The 19,865-nt window shown below is 38.0% G+C and carries 17 protein-coding genes; 13 read left to right on the forward strand and 4 right to left on the reverse strand.

Going from position 1 to position 19,865, the window contains the following annotated elements; genetic code table 11:
* The first annotated feature begins 86 nt into the window (after positions 1-86).
* Positions 87-1,631, forward strand: a complete 1,545-nt coding sequence (locus AC0N32_RS12880; protein ID WP_476394269.1) for a serine hydrolase — start codon at positions 87-89, stop codon at positions 1,629-1,631.
* A 289-nt stretch (positions 1,632-1,920) separates the two neighbouring features.
* Here AC0N32_RS12880 and AC0N32_RS12885 read toward each other — a convergent pair whose 3' ends face one another.
* Positions 1,921-2,400 carry a SixA phosphatase family protein gene (locus AC0N32_RS12885; protein WP_476394270.1) on the reverse strand — a complete coding sequence of 160 codons (480 nt, stop codon included), beginning with the start codon at positions 2,398-2,400 and terminating at the stop codon, positions 1,921-1,923.
* Between the two features lie 229 nt (positions 2,401-2,629).
* Here AC0N32_RS12885 and ruvX point away from each other — a divergent pair, with 229 nt between their 5' ends.
* The 7 genes from ruvX to AC0N32_RS12920 all read left to right on the forward strand — a co-directional run bounded on the left by ruvX (position 2,630) and on the right by AC0N32_RS12920 (position 9,126).
* Entirely contained in the window at positions 2,630-3,046 is a 417-nt protein-coding gene (gene ruvX / locus AC0N32_RS12890) for a Holliday junction resolvase RuvX (RefSeq protein WP_476394271.1), read from the forward strand.
* Positions 3,043-3,615: a peptide deformylase gene (gene def, locus AC0N32_RS12895; RefSeq protein WP_374461226.1), complete on the forward strand. Its 573-nt coding sequence runs from the start codon at positions 3,043-3,045 to the stop codon at positions 3,613-3,615. The genes ruvX and def overlap by 4 nt, the downstream gene beginning before the upstream one ends.
* Before the next feature lie 95 nt (positions 3,616-3,710).
* Entirely contained in the window at positions 3,711-4,274 is a 564-nt protein-coding gene (locus AC0N32_RS12900) for a DUF5606 family protein (RefSeq protein WP_374461225.1), read from the forward strand.
* A 205-nt stretch (positions 4,275-4,479) separates the two neighbouring features.
* Positions 4,480-4,737: a hypothetical protein gene (locus tag AC0N32_RS12905; protein WP_476394272.1), complete on the forward strand. Its 258-nt coding sequence runs from the start codon at positions 4,480-4,482 to the stop codon at positions 4,735-4,737.
* Positions 4,738-4,815: 78 nt separating this feature from the next.
* Positions 4,816-6,108, forward strand: coding sequence for an ABC-three component system protein (locus AC0N32_RS12910; RefSeq protein ID WP_476394273.1), 1,293 nt, complete (start codon positions 4,816-4,818; stop codon positions 6,106-6,108).
* Entirely contained in the window at positions 6,105-6,824 is a 720-nt protein-coding gene (locus AC0N32_RS12915; protein WP_476394274.1) for a hypothetical protein, read from the forward strand. The genes AC0N32_RS12910 and AC0N32_RS12915 overlap by 4 nt, the downstream gene beginning before the upstream one ends.
* Positions 6,811-9,126 (forward strand): AAA family ATPase, encoded by a 2,316-nt coding sequence (locus tag AC0N32_RS12920; RefSeq protein WP_476394275.1) that lies wholly within the window; start codon positions 6,811-6,813, stop codon positions 9,124-9,126. Before AC0N32_RS12915 ends, AC0N32_RS12920 begins: the two co-directional genes overlap by 14 nt.
* Before the next feature lie 69 nt (positions 9,127-9,195).
* Here the strand turns inward: AC0N32_RS12920 and AC0N32_RS12925 are convergent, their stop codons facing one another.
* Both AC0N32_RS12925 and AC0N32_RS12930 read right to left on the reverse strand, forming a co-directional pair.
* Positions 9,196-9,543: a helix-turn-helix domain-containing protein gene (locus AC0N32_RS12925; protein WP_476394276.1), complete on the reverse strand. Its 348-nt coding sequence runs from the start codon at positions 9,541-9,543 to the stop codon at positions 9,196-9,198.
* A gap of 471 nt (positions 9,544-10,014) precedes the next feature.
* A complete protein-coding gene (locus tag AC0N32_RS12930) occupies positions 10,015-10,356 on the reverse strand; it encodes a hypothetical protein (protein ID WP_476394277.1) in 342 nt (113 codons plus the stop codon).
* Between AC0N32_RS12930 and AC0N32_RS12935 the strand changes: the two genes are divergently transcribed.
* From AC0N32_RS12935 to AC0N32_RS12950, 4 genes are all read left to right on the forward strand, one after another.
* Positions 10,333-10,737 (forward strand): hypothetical protein, encoded by a 405-nt coding sequence (locus AC0N32_RS12935; RefSeq protein ID WP_476394278.1) that lies wholly within the window; start codon positions 10,333-10,335, stop codon positions 10,735-10,737. The genes AC0N32_RS12930 and AC0N32_RS12935 overlap by 24 nt on opposite strands.
* Positions 10,738-11,900: 1,163 nt before the next feature.
* Entirely contained in the window at positions 11,901-12,668 is a 768-nt protein-coding gene (gene mazG / locus AC0N32_RS12940; protein WP_476394279.1) for a nucleoside triphosphate pyrophosphohydrolase, read from the forward strand.
* Positions 12,669-12,670: 2 nt separating this feature from the next.
* Positions 12,671-13,750: an FUSC family protein gene (locus tag AC0N32_RS12945; protein ID WP_476394280.1), complete on the forward strand. Its 1,080-nt coding sequence runs from the start codon at positions 12,671-12,673 to the stop codon at positions 13,748-13,750.
* Between the two features lie 3 nt (positions 13,751-13,753).
* Positions 13,754-14,626, forward strand: coding sequence for a hypothetical protein (locus AC0N32_RS12950; RefSeq protein WP_476394281.1), 873 nt, complete (start codon positions 13,754-13,756; stop codon positions 14,624-14,626).
* A 276-nt stretch (positions 14,627-14,902) separates the two neighbouring features.
* Here AC0N32_RS12950 and AC0N32_RS12955 read toward each other — a convergent pair whose 3' ends face one another.
* On the reverse strand, positions 14,903-18,607 hold the full coding sequence (locus AC0N32_RS12955) for a metallophosphoesterase (RefSeq protein WP_476394282.1): 3,705 nt from the start codon (positions 18,605-18,607) through the stop codon (positions 14,903-14,905).
* Positions 18,608-18,644: 37 nt separating this feature from the next.
* On the opposite strand from AC0N32_RS12955, the gene AC0N32_RS12960 reads away from it, so the two are divergent.
* Entirely contained in the window at positions 18,645-19,817 is a 1,173-nt protein-coding gene (locus AC0N32_RS12960; protein ID WP_476394283.1) for a Pycsar system effector family protein, read from the forward strand.
* Positions 19,818-19,865 lie beyond the last annotated feature (48 nt).

Below are 19,865 nucleotides of genomic sequence, written 5' to 3' on the forward strand. Positions count from 1 at the left end.
AAATGATTTATCCTGCAAAGTTATGAAGATTTACTTTTTATATCAGCATCATCCAATATTTAATTAAATTTGAAAAAATTAAAAAAATGAAGCAGAAACTTTCTTTTTTCCTTCTTCTGTTGACGGTGGGGATGGCCCAGGCGCAGGTGGAGGAGAAAAAGCTGGATGAATTAATTCAGAACACCTTAAAAACATTCGATGTTCCGGGAATGTCGGTCGGCGTCATCAAAGACGGAAAAGTGATCTACTCGAAAGGATTCGGCGTACGGTCTTTAACGACGAAGCAGCCGATGGACGACAATACCCTTGTTGGTATCGCATCCAATTCAAAAGGGTTTACCTGTACCGCGCTGGCTATCCTGGCAGATGAAGGAAAGCTGAACTGGGATGATAAAGTTTCCCGATACATCCCGGAATTCCAGATGTACGATCCTTACGTTTCCCAGAATGTTACCATTAAAGATCTGGTGACCCATAGGGCGGGACTCGGCCTTGGGCAGGGAGACCTGATGTTCTTCCCGGAAGGCGGAAGCTTAACCGTTAATGACATTGTTTACAACGTGAGATATTTAAAGCCGGAAAACCCTTTCCGTACAACCCTTGATTACAACAATATCATGTTTATCGTAGCGGGTGAAGTGATCCACCGAATTTCCGGGTTAAACTGGGCAGATTTTATCGAACAGAGAATTATGAAACCTGTAGGAATGACTTCAAGTTTCGGAAGCTACAACCGGGCAAAAGCCGTAGCCAACAAAATCGATGCCCACGCTCCGGTAGACGGAAAAGCCATCGCCGTTCCCCACGACTGGAATGAAACTGCCAATGCTGCCGGCGGAATTATGAGCAACATCAAAGACATGACGACCTGGGCAGCATTCCTGCTGAATAATTTTACGACCAAAGACGGTAAAAAACTGGTTTCCGATAAAAACGTGCAGCAGCTCTTGAGCTTGCAGATCCCAAGCCCGGTAGCAGCAAAGAACCCATACGATACAAGCTTCTACGGCTACGGAATGGGCTGGTTCTTAAGTGATGTGAAGGGTCACAAACAGATTCAACACACCGGCGGATTAATCGGGACGGTTACACAATTTACCCTGATTCCGGATATGAAACTGGGCATTGTGGTTTTAACCAACCAGCAGTCGGGAGCGGCTTTTAATACCGTTACCAATACCGTAAAAGATTCGTATCTCGGGATCGCAGACCGCAACTGGCTGAAAACCTATGGTGACCGGATGAAAAAAACGGAAGAAATGTTCGATAAGCAGAAGAAAGATGCGTTCGCACAATCCGAAGCATTCAGGAAAGATAAAAACCTTCAGCCGAAAGCGGAGCAGTTTGCCGGAATTTATACCGATAAATGGTTTGGGGATGTAGAAATTGCCCAGCAGGGAAATACGTACCGGATCTCGTGCAAAAACTCACCGAGATTAAAAGGAGAGCTGCTGCCGTATTCCAACAATTCTTTTATCATCAAATGGGACGACCGCAGCTACGATGCCGATGCCTATATCATCTTTGATTATGACGAAACCGGAAAAGCCCGGTCTGCCAGGTTAAAACCGATTTCCGATGTTACGGATTTCAGCTTTGATTTCGATGATCTGGATTTGAGAAGAAAATAATTTACAACAAATCATTTAGAAGATGGTTATCAATAGGGACGGGCTTTAGCCCGTCTTTTTGTTTTTGAAGGGAGAAAAATGGCTTTAGCCGAAAATTACGGGGTAAGTTTTTTGAACTTTTTATGTAACCACAAAAGTAACAAAAGCTTTTAACACATAAGTCATATTAGATTATAGGATAAAGTGTTGCGCATATTTTAGAACACAAAAGTTTTTAAAAATCTTTGATTTTTTACATGGTAAGATGAAAATATCCGGTGGCTGAGGCTCTCGAAGCCATTGGATCTTTTCATTTTATCTTTCCCGGATCATAAAAAAACAGCAGCCTTTTTTTGGCCCCGTCGAATTCAGACCACGAGTTGCAGTCGATCTCGAAGCCTGCCACGCCGCAGGTCGGGAAGTGGAAGATGTCTTCGGAAATCGAGTTGGCAAAATTGGAGATCCCGTTGTTGTGGGAGAAAAACGCTACCGACTCATGGCTGTCGTCCAGGTTATAGATTACCGATTCAAAATTGCTTTCCAAAGGATTGTAAAGCTTCTCATCCGTCGTAAGATCGATTTGATAAGACTGGTTGAAGATCCTGCACGTATTCAATGCACGGACCGCGGGGCTCGAAACAAAATAATCGATGCTCACATTGTTGTCTTTCATAAATTTAGACATATGCATCGCTTCTTCCAACCCCTTGTCTGCCAAGGGTCTGTTGAAGTCGTCGGTTTCTTCCGGCCAGTCGCTTTTTGCATGTCGTACGAGGATGAGTTTCTTCATAATTTTGTTTTGAAAATTAAATTTATAAAAAAATTAGCGTAATAAAACATGATTTGTAAAAAAACCGTGCAAATGCATGAAATTTCCTTATTCAATCCCCATATAAACAAGTATTCCCTATCTTGAGGCATGGCGGTAAAACAGACGAAAACCGCTATTGACAATGCAGGGCGTAATAAAAAACCGCATTTGGAATAAAATCATTAAAATTTACTAAATTTGCAAACCTATGGGACAAATCCTTGCAATAGACTACGGAAAAGCTCGGTGCGGCATCGCTGCAACCGACGATATGCGGATCATTGCGAGTGGTCTGGATACGGTTTCGACTCCTGTTCTGACTGATTTTCTGAAGAAATATTTCAGTGAAAACAAAGTAGATGAGGTCGTGATAGGACTTCCCGTAGACCTGAAAGGAAATGTCTCCGAAGTGGAAACGGATATTCTGAAATTTATCGAAATTTTTAAAAATGAATTTCCGACCGTGAAAGTCAACCGCTTCGATGAGAGATTTACCTCCAAAATGGCCTCCTTTTTTATTTCCCAAAGCGGGAAAAGTAAAAAGCAGCGGCAGGAGAAAGGATTAATAGATAAAGTAAGTGCAACCATCATATTGCAGAATTTTTTAGAACAAAGAACAAGATGATTTTACCGATAAGAGCTTTTGGGGACCCGGTTTTAAGAAAAGTAGCAAAGGATATAGACCAGGATTATCCCGACCTTCAGGAACTGATAGAAAACATGTTCGAGACCATGTACAGCGCCAATGGAATCGGTCTGGCGGCCCCGCAGATCGGCTTGGACATCCGCCTTTTCGTGATCGACGTAAGCCCGCTGGCGGAAGATGAAGATTATGAAGACATCAAGGATGAGCTGGCAGAATTTAAGAAAGTGTTCATCAATGCGCAAATTCTTGAAGAATCCGGTGAAGAATGGAAATTCAATGAAGGATGCCTTTCGATTCCGGATGTAAGGGAAGACGTGAAGCGGAAAGGAACCATCGTCATTGAATACTATGACGAAAATTTCGTAAAACATACCGAAACTTTTTCCGATATTAGAGCCCGCGTAATCCAGCATGAGTACGACCACATCGAAGGAATTCTGTTCACCGACCATTTGAGTGCCCTGAAAAAGAAGCTCGTGAAAGGAAAACTGACCAAAATTACCCAGGGTGACGTAAGCATCAGTTATAAAATGAGATTCCCCAAATAAGTAAATAATAAAAAGAAGAAATATAACGCAAAAGCCCAAGCACGGAGCTTGCCGAGGTGCCGGAAGCGATTGCAGAATTGATAAAAAATAAAATTATGCTGTTAGAAAAAATAATTTCAATCTCTGGAAAACCAGGACTTTACAAATTAGTTTCTCAATTAAGAAACGGTTTTATCATTGAAGATGTTACGACCAAGAAGAAAGTGAGCATCGGGAATTCCAGCCAGGTAAGTTTGCTGGATAACATCGCCATGTTTACCTTTGATAAGGAAGTTCCTTTGTTCGAAGTGTTTGAAAATATTGCGAAAAACTACGATTACAAAGAAGCCATCCACCACAAAGCCACTGAAGCTGAGCTGAAAGAATTCATGACCGCTTCTCTTCCGAACTACGATACCGAAAGAGTGTACGCTTCCGATATCAAAAAACTGGCACAATGGTACAACATCCTTCACAAAGCAGGATACATCACGCCGGAAAGCTTCGTAAAAGCAGAACCTGAAACATTGGATGGTGAACCGGCAACCGAAGAAGTAAACGTAGAAAAAGAAGCGCCTAAAAAAGCAGCCCCAAAAGCTGAAAAGCCAGCCGCTCCAAAAGTAAAAGCGACTTCTGCAGCCAAAGCCGCTCCGAAAAGCACGCACAGAAAACAGGGATAATTAATTATCTTACTTTACAATATAAACCTCATCAGATTTGATGAGGTTTTTTTATAACTAATTCTTAACTGACTATGAAAATTACTTTACTATTATGCTAAGTATAATATTAATAAAAATTATTCATATTAATAAGTGATTTTATATGACGTAATTATTTAATAATTCTTCATAATTTTTTTTTAGATTTGTTAAAACTCTATCCATGACAATTAAAGAATATTATTCTCAATTAAAGACTGCAGATGATTTAATGAGTAATCACTTACATAATAAATTATCTGTAGTATTACAAAATGTAATCCCATTAGTTAAAGATTCGAAGCAAAAAAAAGAGTTAAAGAACTTTCATAGAAAATGTGAAGAACTTTCCTTTGCGAATATAGGAACAGAAGAATATATCGAGGTTAGGAGAATAACTTACGAAGTATTTGAATTCATTGAAGATAATCTGATAAATTAATTATTTTACGGAAAACCGTAACTACTATTTTGAGGAATAAATTATAATTGTGTTTTATGAATAATTTATAAATAACTGATGAGTACAGATGCTACCCCTAGTTGGTCTGGATATATATTTCAAGGAGAAGTTGCTTTATGCAAAGCAATTGAAACTATTATAAGTTTAGGCGACACGATTCCTGATGATTTTTGTTTGAGATTAGAACAAGATGAAGATTTTTCTTTAAAGACTGATATTTTAGAAGTGTTTCAAGTAAAGGCATATTTAAGTCAAGATGCCGACAAATTAAGTAAATATAAGGGTGTCATAAAGGAATTAATTGACAAGTATTACTATTTTATAACTTTATTGAAAGACCCTAATGACGGTAGAAAAAAACAATCATTATTTAGTATTAATAAAAGAGTAAAACCTATTAATTGTTCATTAATTACCGATAAAGTAATTTCAGATTATGAATCGGATTTATCTTCTTTTGACAACAGATACAAAACCATTGATTTTAGTAAATTTTCTATTATTCAAGGAGTCTATACTCTTGAAAATATTACTTCAAAAATTGATACTGCAATAGAAAGCTTACTCCCTGAACCTAACCCACATCAGAGTGATATTACACTAAAAAGAAATTATTTTCTTAATAATATTGTCAACCTAATCAAGTTACGGCACAGAACCAAAGTCGCTCGCTCTATACCATTGACAGAAATTAAAAACTGGATTCTTAGTTCGGCTTTAACTTACACTGAAGATATTTTTTGGTTTTCAGCTGTACGAATATTTCTAAAGAAATTATCTGAACATATTCCTGATTATGACATGAGTAACCCAAATGAAGTTGAATTATGTAAAAAAGTAACGGAATGCTACGAAGGTATTGACCGCCTGGATTTTGATGACATAAAGAAACTTGTAAAAGAACGAATTAACGCCCATGTTACCTTAGGTGATGATGACATACGAGTAAATTCGATTTCTTATATGAATACGGACTCTATAAATAATATTATTACAAAAGCAATAGAGGGAATTATTCAAGCACCTGATTATGAAAACCTTATTTATAATCATAATAAGGAAAAATATCAGTTATCCCTTATAAGCCACAATATTAGTGATCCTCCAACTAATCCTGATAAAATAAAGCTACAAGGCTATTTTAAAAATATTCAGGAAAATAATTTAACAGATGCTGATTATATAGTTACAGATCATGTGACGTTAGATAAAAGCATTGTAGCGGATCTTAGAAGGAATATTACTGATGTTCCTGATACTTTTTCAGCCCCCTCTATAAATATTACAGATCCTATTAAAAATTTTGGATTAAAAAAGCTATCTGAAACTATAACTGATCTCAATTCATGAAAAATTTAATTGAAAATATTGCAGAAAATAATCATCTAAAGTCTTTAGAATTAAATGATGGAAAACTAAACCCTACGGTATTATATTTTGAGGATAAGGACGATTTTTATATCATAATATCTTCAGAATATCAAAATTTATTACGTCAACTTGAGCTGGAGGAAAACAGCAATGATATTGATTTAGGGATAAATGCCTATTTAGATAGCGTCAAAGAATATTCTAACATAGATGTTTTTAGAAATAGATTCATTGACTTTAATCTTTCCTGCATTGTTGCAGTACAATTAGAAACATTAGAAAATGAAGACATTTTAAAGCAAATACATAAAATAGAGGAAGATTATAAAATTGCTAAAAAGTATATTTTACCGTATCTCAACTCAGATTTTGAATTATTAAATAAGAAATTAGGGGGTATAACATCGGATAATTTAAATGAAAAATTAAACAAAATAGCATTAGAGAACTCTGAAATCATTAACAACAAAGATGAAAGTTGGTATCAATTGTTAATGAATCTTTTTATTAAACTTCCTTTTTTAAATTATCATAGTGATAGTTTTGGACTGACTACCATTGCAGAACTTTTAGAAACGGATTTGACAGAGAACGAGAAAACTTTGCTACAAAACATTAATGATAACTATTCTGATAGTGTAGATATTGAAACTTTTATTTCACAATTTCAAATAGCTGATGATGAACAAGTATAAAATATCAAGTCTGTATATTAAAAATTTTAAATGTATTACCGAATCAGAATTTAATTTTGATGGTAATAATTTAATTGTTTATGATGGACCAAATGGTTATGGAAAAACCACTTGTTTTGAAGCCATTGAGATATTGTTTGCCGAGACCCCTAGAAAGGTCAGAACGCCTTTTTTAAATAAAAACTATGCGTTTAAAGATAGTCCTATCCATAAAGTAAATAATTCTAAAATAGAAATTTCTATCGTTCTAAAGGATAATGAAGGAAATCAACTGGAAATTAAGAGAGAATTTCCTGCAGCAAATGATTATTTTTCAAGAGGTAATAATATTGGGCAGATTTTTTCTTCTTCAATATTTTATGTTAATGATGCAGAAACTGAATATAATGATTTAGAGCAATTGCTTGACTTTAAGGATATTTACTCATTGTTTAATTTATTGAATTATGTAGAACAAGATGAAAATACCTATTTTTTAAAAGAAAATCCTAAAGACAGGTATAATACTTTAGAATCATTATTAGGTGGAGAAGAAGAACGACTGCTTTTATCTAAACTCAAAAGTTTCAGGTCTCAGATTGAAAATAAAATGACTATCTACAGAAATGAGATAGAACAATTCCAAAAAAACAATTTAGATACAATCTCAGAAAGCGCTTCTGACGTTGTCTTCAGTAGGCTTATAACTGCTAAAGGCTTAGATTGGGATAAAGAAGAAATAAAAAATACAGATTCTGACATCCATCAACAGTATCTTACAGAGTTAGATAAGCTAAATTATTTGATTCTTCACAAAGAGTCCATTGAGAATGTTATTAATAACCAAAAAATTAGTTCTTTCCTTAATACAAATTCTATTGATATATTTATAAAATACTATTGGGGAGTTACTAATTTTGAAATAATACAAGCAGAATATGACAGAACAATAGCAATAAATCGGACTTTTCAAAGGAACTCCAGTATTCTTGAGCTGATTGAAAAATTAGACTATAAGAGACTTAACGATAAGAATACAACAGACTTTATTTTTCAAAAAGATGTTTTAAATGAATATCTAGCTTCTTATAGAACTTCACTTAATACAATTTTGTCAATGGAAGAAAATCTATCTGTTGACAATAGGGTTTTATCCGAATTGAAAGAAAAGCGTGAAGAATTATTAGAAATAAATTCAAAACATAGAACTATTATAAAAATTGAAGATAGTGAATGTCCTACTTGCGGATATGACTGGGGATCATATGAAGAATTAATCAAACACATAGAAGAAACCGAGTCAAAAATTTTTAAATCTTACTTAGACAGTAATGCAGAATATGAAAGGATAAAAAAGCAATTCAATGAAACAATTTTAAATACTATAAAGTCTTCTTTACTTTCTGAAAATCAAAATTTATTGGAAGAAAGGAGTAAGCTGATTGAAGCTGATTTTTATTCTCAAATATTAGATTATCGTACTAGAGAGAATCAATTTAAAGAATTTTTACTTCTATTCAATGAAAGTGCTCAAAATGGAATTTTAAATTGGATTAATCATCGTTCTATAGATGATTTAACAAATATAAAAGAAAAAACAATACAACTGATTAATGATCATCGTCCATTAATTGATAGTAGTTTAGATCAGACTACTATTAAAAATGATTTTGACTTTTATTTTGAAGGCGACTTACAAGAATTGAGATCTATTTCAGCAAATCTAATAGAAAATAAACGTAAATATATCCAATGGGATTTTTATAATTCTATCAGCCATAATATCACTTTAAGACAAGAAAAATTAAGAAAATTAGAGTCTGCCTTTGCTAAAATAAATAATTTGTCAAAGAAAGTAGAAACACAAATTAAAGAATATACTAATAGAATAGTAGAAAAAATTAAAATACCTTTTCATATATACACAGGTAAAATATTGCAGAATCACAGTTTAGGTTCAGGTCTAAATATTGAGTTTGACATGGAGAGACAAAAGCAGTTGTATATAACTCCTTGTTATAAAGATCAGGAAGTTGCTTTTACTTTAAGTTCTGGTCAGCTTTCAGCAACAGTTATTTCATTAATGCTAGTATTAAACAAAGTCTTTAATCAATCAAAACTTGGAATAATTTTTATTGATGATCCGTTACAAACATTGGATGAAATTAATGCTCATTCATTGGTAGAGCTTTTAAAATATAATTTCTCAAACCAACAAATTGTCTTATCTACCCACGAAGATAGGTATTCCAGATTTATTAGGTACAAATTTGAGAAATTCGGTTTAAGTAATAGGAACATAAATATGCGAAATAAAATGTAATCTTAAAATTATTGCTATTATATTTTGCGGATAGATCAACAAAAACTCCTGAAAACTCAGAAGTTTTTTCTATTCAATCCCCTCAATCCCCAACACCTCACTTTCCATCACCTTCGTTCCACTCTCATTATAAACCTGCTTCACGGTGACTTTAATTCGGTCATATTGCGGAGTAGGGAAGTCCATCATTTCAGAAATATTTTTGTAGCCGAAAGCTTTGGCTAGCAAAGAAATGTGGCGGGTGGAATATTTATGATTTTCTTTTATATTTTCAACATTACCAACAAAACTTCTCGCTAAGCCCATTTCTAAGCTTAATTTTTCCTGAGACAATCCTTTTTCAATTCTTAACTTTTTGACATGATTAATAAGGTCATAATCGAATTGAGTCGTTTCAAACACGAAAGTTTTGGTCATATTTTCAAAAAAAATATTACACCTATATATTGGTGTATTAAAAATTATTCTTATATTTGTATCAGCAACTTAACAACAGTCTCCAAAGACCATTAAAAAGACGCATCCGAGTCGACGTGACGATTTCCGTAATGGAAATGGTTGCCGAAAAGTTCCTCACTTTTCGGACGGCAGGGCGTGATTTTTACGGTGGCTTTAGGAGAGCTTTCATAAAAAACAAATGATGAAAAATAAATTTTCAACCCTTCCGCTCATGGGCCCTCCGGAATAACCGGTTCCCGCCGCATCACCGATAACACGCTATACCGAAACTGCCCGCAAGTGCAGGAAGGCGGGGCATAGCCGCAATCAAAAACCGCCGAACTCCGAAATTCCTTTAAGCGCAAAAGAATGCCGAAGTACGCTAAACTCGTCCCTTAAAAGTACTGGCTTTCTGTCAATTTTCCAAATTATTTTCATCCCGAAAGGAATTTAAGAAATGAACAGGGTCTTCCTGTGCATAATTGTTTTGTTATTCTTTACATCCGGTAATGGTCTGCCACCAGGCAGGCCGTCTCCGGTATTCCCTGACAACGAAGATTGACACGAAAATAAAATTCCGGCATCCCTCGGGAAAGCTATTCTCTGAACGATGGCCGTCCATAATCCTAAAAAAACAGAATCATGAAAAAGAAAAAGACAGACTTTGAAGCCCGGTTCTGGTCCGGCACCCGGAAACATTCCGCGGTGGGTTTGCTGGAAACCTTCTTCCAGTTCAACAGCCTGGCGGAAGTAAAGGAAACCCTCAGCATGATGATGCAGTGTTCGGTACAAAAGAATGTCCGGATCACGAAAGATCCCGCCGAAGTTTTCCATTTGTACCTGTCGCTGCGTTCGCTGGCCCGGGCCGCCCGTCTGATCGGGGGGAAAGCAAAGAATGGAAAGTTTAAGATTTCTTCAGATTCCAACTTTCCCAAAACAATGACGGGCTCCCTTTCGGAGGAAGAATACCGGGATCCGGTGCGGGTGTTTCAGAACGCTTTCAAGGCCTGCAGCCTGGAAGAATTCGATGGGTTTCTGTCGGCGATGGTGTATTTCTCGCTGGGAAATTCCCGGTGCGACGAGGGAAAGAGCATCATCATTCCGTACCTCCAGCTCATGAAAATGCTGGATGCCGCATGGTTGATCGTGGAGAGTGCCACAGCCGGAAAGTGATTGTTTAGATTTTACCGCAAAAGCGATCCCTAAATTAATGCGTGATATTTGTCATTCCGTAGGAATCTGGACGCGAATTTTTCCATGCGAATCTCTCATACGATGTGGAGATTCCCTTCGGGAATGACAAACGTTGTGGTGGGTTTTTGCAGATCAATTGTGTTGCAAAAGCGATCCCTAAATTAATGCGTGATATTTGTCATTCACTACGAATCCACACGCGAATTTTTCCATGCGAATCTCTAATACTATGTTGAGATTCCCTGCGGGAATGACAAACGTTGTGGTGAGTTTTTGCAGATCAATTGTGTTGCAAAAGCGATCCCTAAATTAATGCGTGATATTTGTCATTCACTAGGAATCCAGACGCGAATTTTTCCATGCGAATCTCTCCTACGATGTTGAGATTCCCTTTGGGAATGACAAATGTTGTGGTGGGTTTTTGCAGATTAATTGTGTTGCAAAAGCGATCCCTAAATTAATGCGTGATATTTGTCTTTCCGCAGGAAATCTGGATGCGAATTTTTTCCATACGAATCTCTAATACTATGTGGAGATTCCTTTCGGGAATGACAAACGTTGTGGTGAGTTTTTGCAGATCAATTGTGGTGCAAAAGCGATCCCGTAAATTAATGCGTGAGATTTGTCATTCACTAGGATTCCAGACGCGAATCGTTCCATGCGAATCTCTCATACGATGTGGAGATTCCCTGCGGGAATGACAAACGGTGTAGTGGGTTTTTGCAGATCAATTGTGTTGCAAAAGCGATCCCTAAATTAATGCGTGATATTTGTCATTCCGTAGGAATCCAGACCCGAATCGTTCCAATCTCTAATACGATGTTGAGATTCCCTTCGGGAATGATAAACGTTGTGGCAAGTTTTTGCAGATCATTTTTATATAACATTGCCTTCAGAAAGAACCGTCCAATAGCTTAACTAATTGTCGTGAAGCCGGACTTAGTGGTCTCTTATAAGTAGAACGCCTCTGTGAACCTTTCAACAGCATGCAGGAACATCTTCTTTGCGAACTTTGTGTTCCGGTTTCAGAAGCGATGCCTCCATGCGTGAAAATCAGTGCCCATCTGCGGTTAAAATTTTAACCACAAAAGAACCAAACAGAATATTTCCCGTAAATTTGTACTACTTTGAATTCCCAAACTATGAATACGAAACAGGAAAAGCTGGAAGCTTTCGGAAGATTACTGGATATTATGGACGACCTGCGCGAAAAATGCCCGTGGGATCAGAAACAAACGCTGGAATCCCTTCGGCATTTAACACTGGAAGAAACGTACGAGCTGTCAGATGCGATCCTTCAGAATGATTTACAGGAAATTAAAAAAGAACTCGGCGATGTATTGCTGCATCTGGTTTTTTATGCCAAAATAGGTTCCGAAAAAGAAAGTTTCGACATTGCGGATGTCATCAATTCCTTAAACGAAAAACTGATCTTCCGTCATCCCCATATCTATGGAGATACCGAAGTAAAAGACGAAGAAGAAGTCAAGCAAAACTGGGAAAAGCTGAAACTGAAAGAAGGCAACAAGTCCATTCTTGGCGGCGTTCCGAAAAGTCTTCCGAGCATGGTAAAAGCTTATCGTATTCAGGATAAGGTAAAGGGAATCGGGTTTGAATTTCACGATGCGGAAGATGCATGGAAAAAAGTAGATGAAGAAATCCGGGAATTTCACGAGGAAACCGATCCTGAGAAGAAGGAACAGGAATTGGGAGATGTATTTTTTTCCCTGATCAATTATGCAAGAATTTCAGGGATCAACCCGGATTCTGCGCTTGAAAGAACCAACTTAAAATTTATCTCAAGATTCCAGAAAATGGAACATTTAGCTGCTGAACAAAATTTAAAATTAGCAGAAATGTCACTGGAGGAAATGGATGTTTTGTGGGAAAAAGCCAAACAACTCCAATAAAAATGAAGGTGCAGAATCCCATCCATCACCGATTTCAGTATCTGTTGGAGTTTAAAAAAACAGAGCGCAAATGGCATTTTCCTTTTCTTGCAGCCCTTTGTATTGGCAGCTGCCTGTTTATCGGTTATTTTTCAGGGAAACCTAATTATGGAGCGCTTTCCAGCTTGGGAGCATTAACGATCTTATATTTCACTTCTGCGCCGATCAATCAGCGAATGATTCACCTGGCAGTTTGTGCGTTCGGAATTGTTTTTTCGTTTTCGGTAAGTTCTTTTTTCGGATTTAATGCGTATGCTGCGGCATTGTCATTGGGCATTATTGCTTTTCTGGCACATTTTATCTCTTCTTACTACAAAATTCCGCCGCCCGGAAATTTTTTCTTTATCATGGTAGCGGCGATGGCAAGCACCTATAAGTTTGATCTGGAAATGATTCCTACCAGGGTGGGCCTTGTGGCAATGGGGGCTATTCTGTCGTGTTCATTCGCGTTTTTGTATTCGGTTTTCATTGAGAAGAGCGAAGTGATTACTTTTCCGAGAAGAACGTTCAGTAAAAGACGATATACCAAATTTGTAGAAAGCACGGTCATTGGCTTTTTTATGGCGTTAACCCTGATCATCGGACATCTTTTACAATTTAACAATACCTATTGGATCTCTATTGCAGCAGTAGCCATTGTCCAGGGACGGAATTTCGAGCATGTACGCCAAAGGAATATGCACCGCATCCTGGGAACTTTTATCGGAATTGGCTTTGCGTGGATAATCCTTTTGTTTAACCCGGAAAAGATTGTCATGATCGTGATTATTACCATCCTGCAATTCATTATTGAGTTGTTGATTGTAAGAAATTACGGCTTTGCAGTGGCATTCATCACCCCTCTTACCATTCTTCTGGCAGAAACCGGCAGTCTGGTTCACCACAATGTTGAAGATTTGATGCATGCAAGATTAATCGACACAATTATAGGAAGTCTGATTGGTCTGGCCGCGGGATTTTTTCTTCATCATCAGCAGATGATTAATAATTTAGAGAAGAATATCAGGTTTTCCTATTTTCAGTTTAAAAAATTAAAAAAATAAATTATGCTACGAGTTCTTGTTTTATCTTCATTTCTTATGCTGAACTGCAATCCCAAGGCTCAGGATTCACCCAAAACAGCCGGCCTGGAAGTAGAATTTGCTTTGCCTAAAAAACTTAAGGAAGTCTCCGGAATCGCTTTGTCCAAAGATAAGGAAACGATCTGGGCGATCGAAGACCAGGGAAACAAGAACGTTATTTATGGTCTTGACAGGCAGGGAAACCCAATTGCCGACGTGCTGGTAACAAATGCTGAAAACCACGACTGGGAAGATATAACGGCCGATACTCAGGGAAATATGTACATCGGCGATTTTGGAAATAATGATAACGACCGGCGCAATTTATCCATTTTAAAAGTTGATTTAAAAGACGCTGCTCAAAAGACGACCAACGTTACCCAAACGACAACGTTTCATTACGAGGGACAAACCGAATTTCCGCCTAAGAAATCCAACTGGCTTTACGACTGCGAAGCTTTTGTAGCGATGAAAGGAAATTTTTACCTCTTCACCAAAAACAGAAGCAAAGGTTTTGACGGAACTTTCCTCGTTTTTAAAGTGCCTAATAAAGCCGGCGATTTTGAAGCGAAATTAATAGGTAAATTAAAGCTTCAGGGAGGATACAGCGATGCAGCCATTACTTCAGCAGCGATCAACAGTACGGAAAATAAAATTGTTTTGCTGAACCATAAGAATGTTCAGATTCTCACAGGTTTTACGGAAAATGATTTTAATTCAGCCAGGATTCAGAAAATATCTTTAGACCATAATTCCCAAAAAGAAGCCATTACTTTTGTAGGTGACAAAACATTGCTGATCGCCGATGAAAAGGATAAAAAAACCGGAGGAAACGTGTATCGGTTTAATTTGAAATAAAATCCAACCGTTGATGTTAACTGCGGAAATTTTTCAACGAAGATGAATTTTTCATACCGTTGATTTCAGAAGGTAAAGGAAAATAAATTAGCTTCGCGAAGCTTAAACAGACGCTTCATCAATCAGCCTGCTGATTAATGCTTGGCTTACTTAAAATATACAGGATTAATACAAGACCTTTGCGTTGAAATTAATCATTCATATTTTGTTTGTGAGAACCTTTGTATAGATATAAATTTGCCTACTGCCTACTGCCTATTGTCTACTGCCCATAAATCAGAACGCAAGTCCCACACCACCAGAAATTCTACCCCCGTCTTCACCCGTGAAATAATCAAGTCTTGCCGAAAACATTTCAAGGATATTCAGCCAGAATCCTGCCCCTACACCCTGATGCCATTTGTCGGACGATTCACGGTCCATCCACACTCTTCCAAGGTCATATCCGACAAGAATTCCCATATTGGCGGGAGCAATATTGTTTTTAACCCTTCCGAAATCCCATCGTATTTCGGCATTGTTGACAACATAAGATTTCCCGGCAAATCTTTCGTTCCTGTAAGCACGCATGGCATTATTTCCGCCTATTGCGGCAGCCTGGTAAAATTCAAAATTGTTGTTGTTGATGAGCATGGCATTGGTGGAGTTGGCCAATACAAACCGCCCCCGCTTATCAATCCGGTGAAATACGTTCAAGGTACCCTGAAATGTTGCGAAATTCTGGTCAAACTCGGAGATATTGGCTTTCCAGCCTGCTTTCAGAGCAAGTTCCATTCCCAGAGTAGGGAAAGCGCTGTTGTCCAGGTTTTTAAAACTGAAGGTATAATTGGCTCCCGCAAACTGCTGACCGTTAAAAACTTCGGGATTCACATCCGGAGAAACGGCTACGAAACGGTTGTCATTCCTCTGTACTTTCGCATGGTCAAAGGTCAGCTGAAACTGATGTTTAAGGTTATACCAGCTCGTTGTGGACAGCGATGGCGCAAATTGAAACTGAGAAATACGTACGCGGTTATAATCCCTGTCAACATTTTCTTTATCGTACACGCTTTCATTCCCCAGGCCGAAGAATGTCCTGGCAAAAAACGGCGTCGTATAATTGGCATCGATGCCGGCATCCCAGCTTCCGACGGCTTTTTTGAAGATTCCTTTGTATCCCAGGTTAAAGCCTCCCGTTGCCGTGTATACATTGGCCCGCAGGCTGTGTTTCTGGGTAAAAGGTGCGCGGATGAAATTATTGACCGTGTAGTTGGCCACTACGCCTAGGATGACACCATCATCCGGATTAAAATTGGCATTCGGATAACCAGCAAAGAAGTTGTATTTCGGATGTTTGTAATTGTAGGTATTAATGTCGTAGTCATCGGAAATATCTTTGGTGGCTCCGTGGGTATTGTAGGTGTTTTTCTGTGACTTAAAATCATAGATCTTTACCTTTCTGCCATCGGCTACATTATAAGTATCATGATTGTATCCTCCTATCAGACGAATGTTCATCTTTGGTTTTCCATCACCGGAAACTTCATAGATGTCATCATCTTCCAGCCCGTAAATCCAGAGCTCCTTTGTTTTGGAATCTTCGTATGTTTTTTCAAAAACCAGCTCAGGATTTTCCTGTTTTTTATCTAATTTATATTGTTTTACATTAACGGAATTCCCGTTTTTCGTAATGACAAATTTGTCCGGGTTTACCGTACCGGCCAGCGGAACTTTCTTCTGAAGCACATCGTAATACTGCGAAGCGTAGGTTTCAAGTTTCGTTTTTCTTGCTTTGAGTTTTCTCTGGATATCGGCGATGGTAGCGTCCTGCACTTCTTTCGGCAGATTGTTGAAGGCATTGTCGATGTCTTCGTCCGTAAGATGTTCCTGGATATATTTGGCCTGGGCTAGCCATTGTTCTTCAGTGGCTCCTTTCAGGAAAATAAGATCGAGCGGATAAGGTTCCATGGCGAGCCATTTTACGCTTCGGATATCATCTTTAAATGTTTTCATGTGGCGGATCGCAGGGATATTCATGATAATTTTGAAGGCATTGCCGTCATATTTACTGAATGCCTGATCTCTGTCACGAGGAATCGGCTTGTAAACGACCTTATCACCATCCTTATATTCTGCCCATTTCCACTGGTCGGAATGCCGGTCCCAGTCGCCGATCAGCATATCAAAAAGCCTGGCCCTGATATACGTTTCCTGGTCTACCGAATATTTATAATTCTGATTAAAATTCTTAAGTACATCATCCGTTGAAACAATATCTGTTGCATTATCCAGTGAGGCGAGGGTCTTAGGATCTGAAGAAAACCGCTCTTCGATCATATACATTTCATCGCCGTAATGCATATTGTATTCTCCCAGCGCTTTTTGTTTCGGAATATAATATAATCTCGGGTTGCTGTGGTAAAGATTCAGCTTGTCCGACATATTTCCGATGGCAAAAGGTGTGAAAGGATGGTTGGTTGTATAAAAATCAAGCAGAAATTTTTCCGGAAAGGTATTGTTCAGTTCATTGCCGAAAGTACTTTTCTTAAAAGCCATATTATTAAGGAACCGGACAGCGCTTTTTTTAATGCCTCGCATCACAAATTCCTGTCCGTCTTTTGCTTTTAACCTCAGGCTGTTTGACTGGTTTCCTCCTCCTTCTCTGAAAGGGATATATCCGCCATCCAGTGTTGAAATATTTGCTGTCGGGGCTTCAATGGGCATGCCGTAATATTTCCGGTAATGCTCACCCCAAAGCCATCTGTAAAATTTTCTTTTTTCGGTTAATTTTTTAGGATAAATAGTAGAAGTGATGGTAGAAGGAAAAGAATCGGGATAATTATTGACAAAATCCGCAGGCTTTTCGGTTACTTGTATATGCGAAAGTTTTTCCAGAGCGTTGTCTCTTGTCGAAAAATATTCCACATCGGCACTTTTGTCCTTTCTCATATTTAACACGGCAAATCCGCTTCCTCCGTACGAAAAGTCTGTTTTTTCGCCGATCGATGCGGGATCTACCTTTGAACCGGCGCCGCTGACGATCTGCCGGATATTTCTTGCTTCGTGGTACTGCAGATTGTGATCGTGCCCCGAAACAAAAATAATGTTTTCTTTCTCCTGGACGATGCTTTTTAGCCTGTTGGCCAGATCCGCATAATGCTGATTGTTGATGTCTTCCGGGTTGGCGCCCGACGAGCTTCTTACCACATTGATAAGACTCGCAACCCCCGGAGCGGGAATTTTACTTTTCAGGGGAAAAAGATGGGATTTTGCCGAACTGTACCCGGCATGCGTCCCGCTGCTGATCACAGGATGATGGAGCGCTACAATGATCTGCTTGTCCTGATTTTTAGTAATGAGGTCTTTAAATTCCTCGAAAAAATCTTCACGGGTTTTAATGTCACAGTTTTTATTGATTCCGGGATGTTTGTCCCAGTTTAAAAGTGCCCATTCCGAATCGATGACAATGAGTTTTATGTCTTTTGTTAAATTGATATCGTCGATCGGGCAGGTATTTTTGGGAAGAAAAGCTTTTTTATCATTAAAATAATTCTTTACAAAATCTTCCTGTGCTTTCATTCCGTCCAAACCGTTGTACCAGTCATGGTTTCCTGGAATAACCAGTGTTCTGCCTTTAAAGTTTTTTACAATCGAAAGCTGATCTTCGAGCTTTTTCTTTGCCTGCTCATAATTTTTATCGGAGGGATCGGGCATTCCTTTCGGATAAATATTATCTCCTAAAAAAATTAGCATCGAATTGCTGCCGGCGGTTTCCAGCTGGCTTTTCAACAAGCGTAACGTATTTTGAGACTGAAGCTCATCTGCATTTCCTGCATCTCCTACCAGGAAAATTTTAAAATCAGTTTCCGGTTTGATATCAGAATTGCTGACTTCAGATAAGTTTTTACCCTTTTTTACGTTATATGTTGCGCAGGAATAAAGAACTCCGGCGGACAATACGAATCTAAGAGCAAGAGAAGTATTTTTTAGATGAGTTTTCAAGTATAAATTCATAAATTTACATTAACAAAATTTCGTGATGGACATTTTACAAAAAGCCAAAGATTATGTTGAAACCTTATTCAAAGATAAGCTATCTTCGGTATATTCTTATCATAATTTTATTCATACAACCTTTACGGTAAATAAAGCTGAGGAAATCTTAAAAAATACGCCGGTCTCCGAAAAAGATCAGGAAAAGGTTTTGCTTGCTCTGTGGTTTCACGATACAGGATACATAGAATGTGCCAAAGACCATGAAGAGAAAGGGGTAGAAATCATGAAAGGTTTTTTGCAGCAGGAAAATTATCCCAAAAATGATATTAATGATATTGCAAAGCTGATCCTGGCCACAAAGATCACCTACGAGCCGCAGAATCTTCTGGAAAAAATTGTAAAGGACGCTGACTGCAGCCATTTTGCAAGCCACGACTACAATGATATTTCCGATGCTTTACGTAAAGAGTGGGAGCTTACCAATGTAAGATGCTTTTCAAATGATGAATGGAATTCCGGGAACCTTGACATGCTGAAGCACAAACACCGTTTCTATACCGACTACGCGAAGCAAAACTGGCAACCCCTGAAAGATAAGAATATCAGGAAAATTGAGAAAAAACTTGAAAAGGAAGAGGATAAAAAAGAAACGTCCGAAAGTAAAAAATCCAAAGATAAAGAACCCAAATCCGATCGCAGTGTCGATACTTTATTCAGAGTGACCCTCAGCAATCATACGCGGTTAAGCGATATCGCCGACAGCAAAGCCAATATTCTGCTGTCTGTAAATGCGATTATCATTTCAGTCTGCCTTTCGGTGCTGGTTCCAAAGCTGGATACTCCTAAAAATTCACATCTTATCATTCCTAGTTTTATCCTGCTTTTATCGGCCGTTTTAACGATTATTTTTGCCATTCTTTCCACGAAACCTAATGTTACCAAAGCGAGGTTTACCGCAAAAGACGTTGCCGACAGAAAGGTAAATCTGCTATTTTTCGGAAATTTCAACCGTATGGTCTTTGAGGATTACCAGGACGCAATGAACATCCTGATAAAAGACCGCGATTATATTTATGATTCTATGGTAAAAGACTTATACTATCTGGGGAAAGTTCTGGACCGGAAATACAGGCTTTTGTCGATCACTTACCAGATTTTCATGGCTGGAATCGTCATTTCGGTATTGTCTTTCGGGTATGCTTTTCTGACCCTTTAAAAAAATATTTCTTTAAGATAAAAGCTCATTCAGTCCGGATGAGCTTTA

The organism is Chryseobacterium endophyticum (assembly GCF_056333165.1).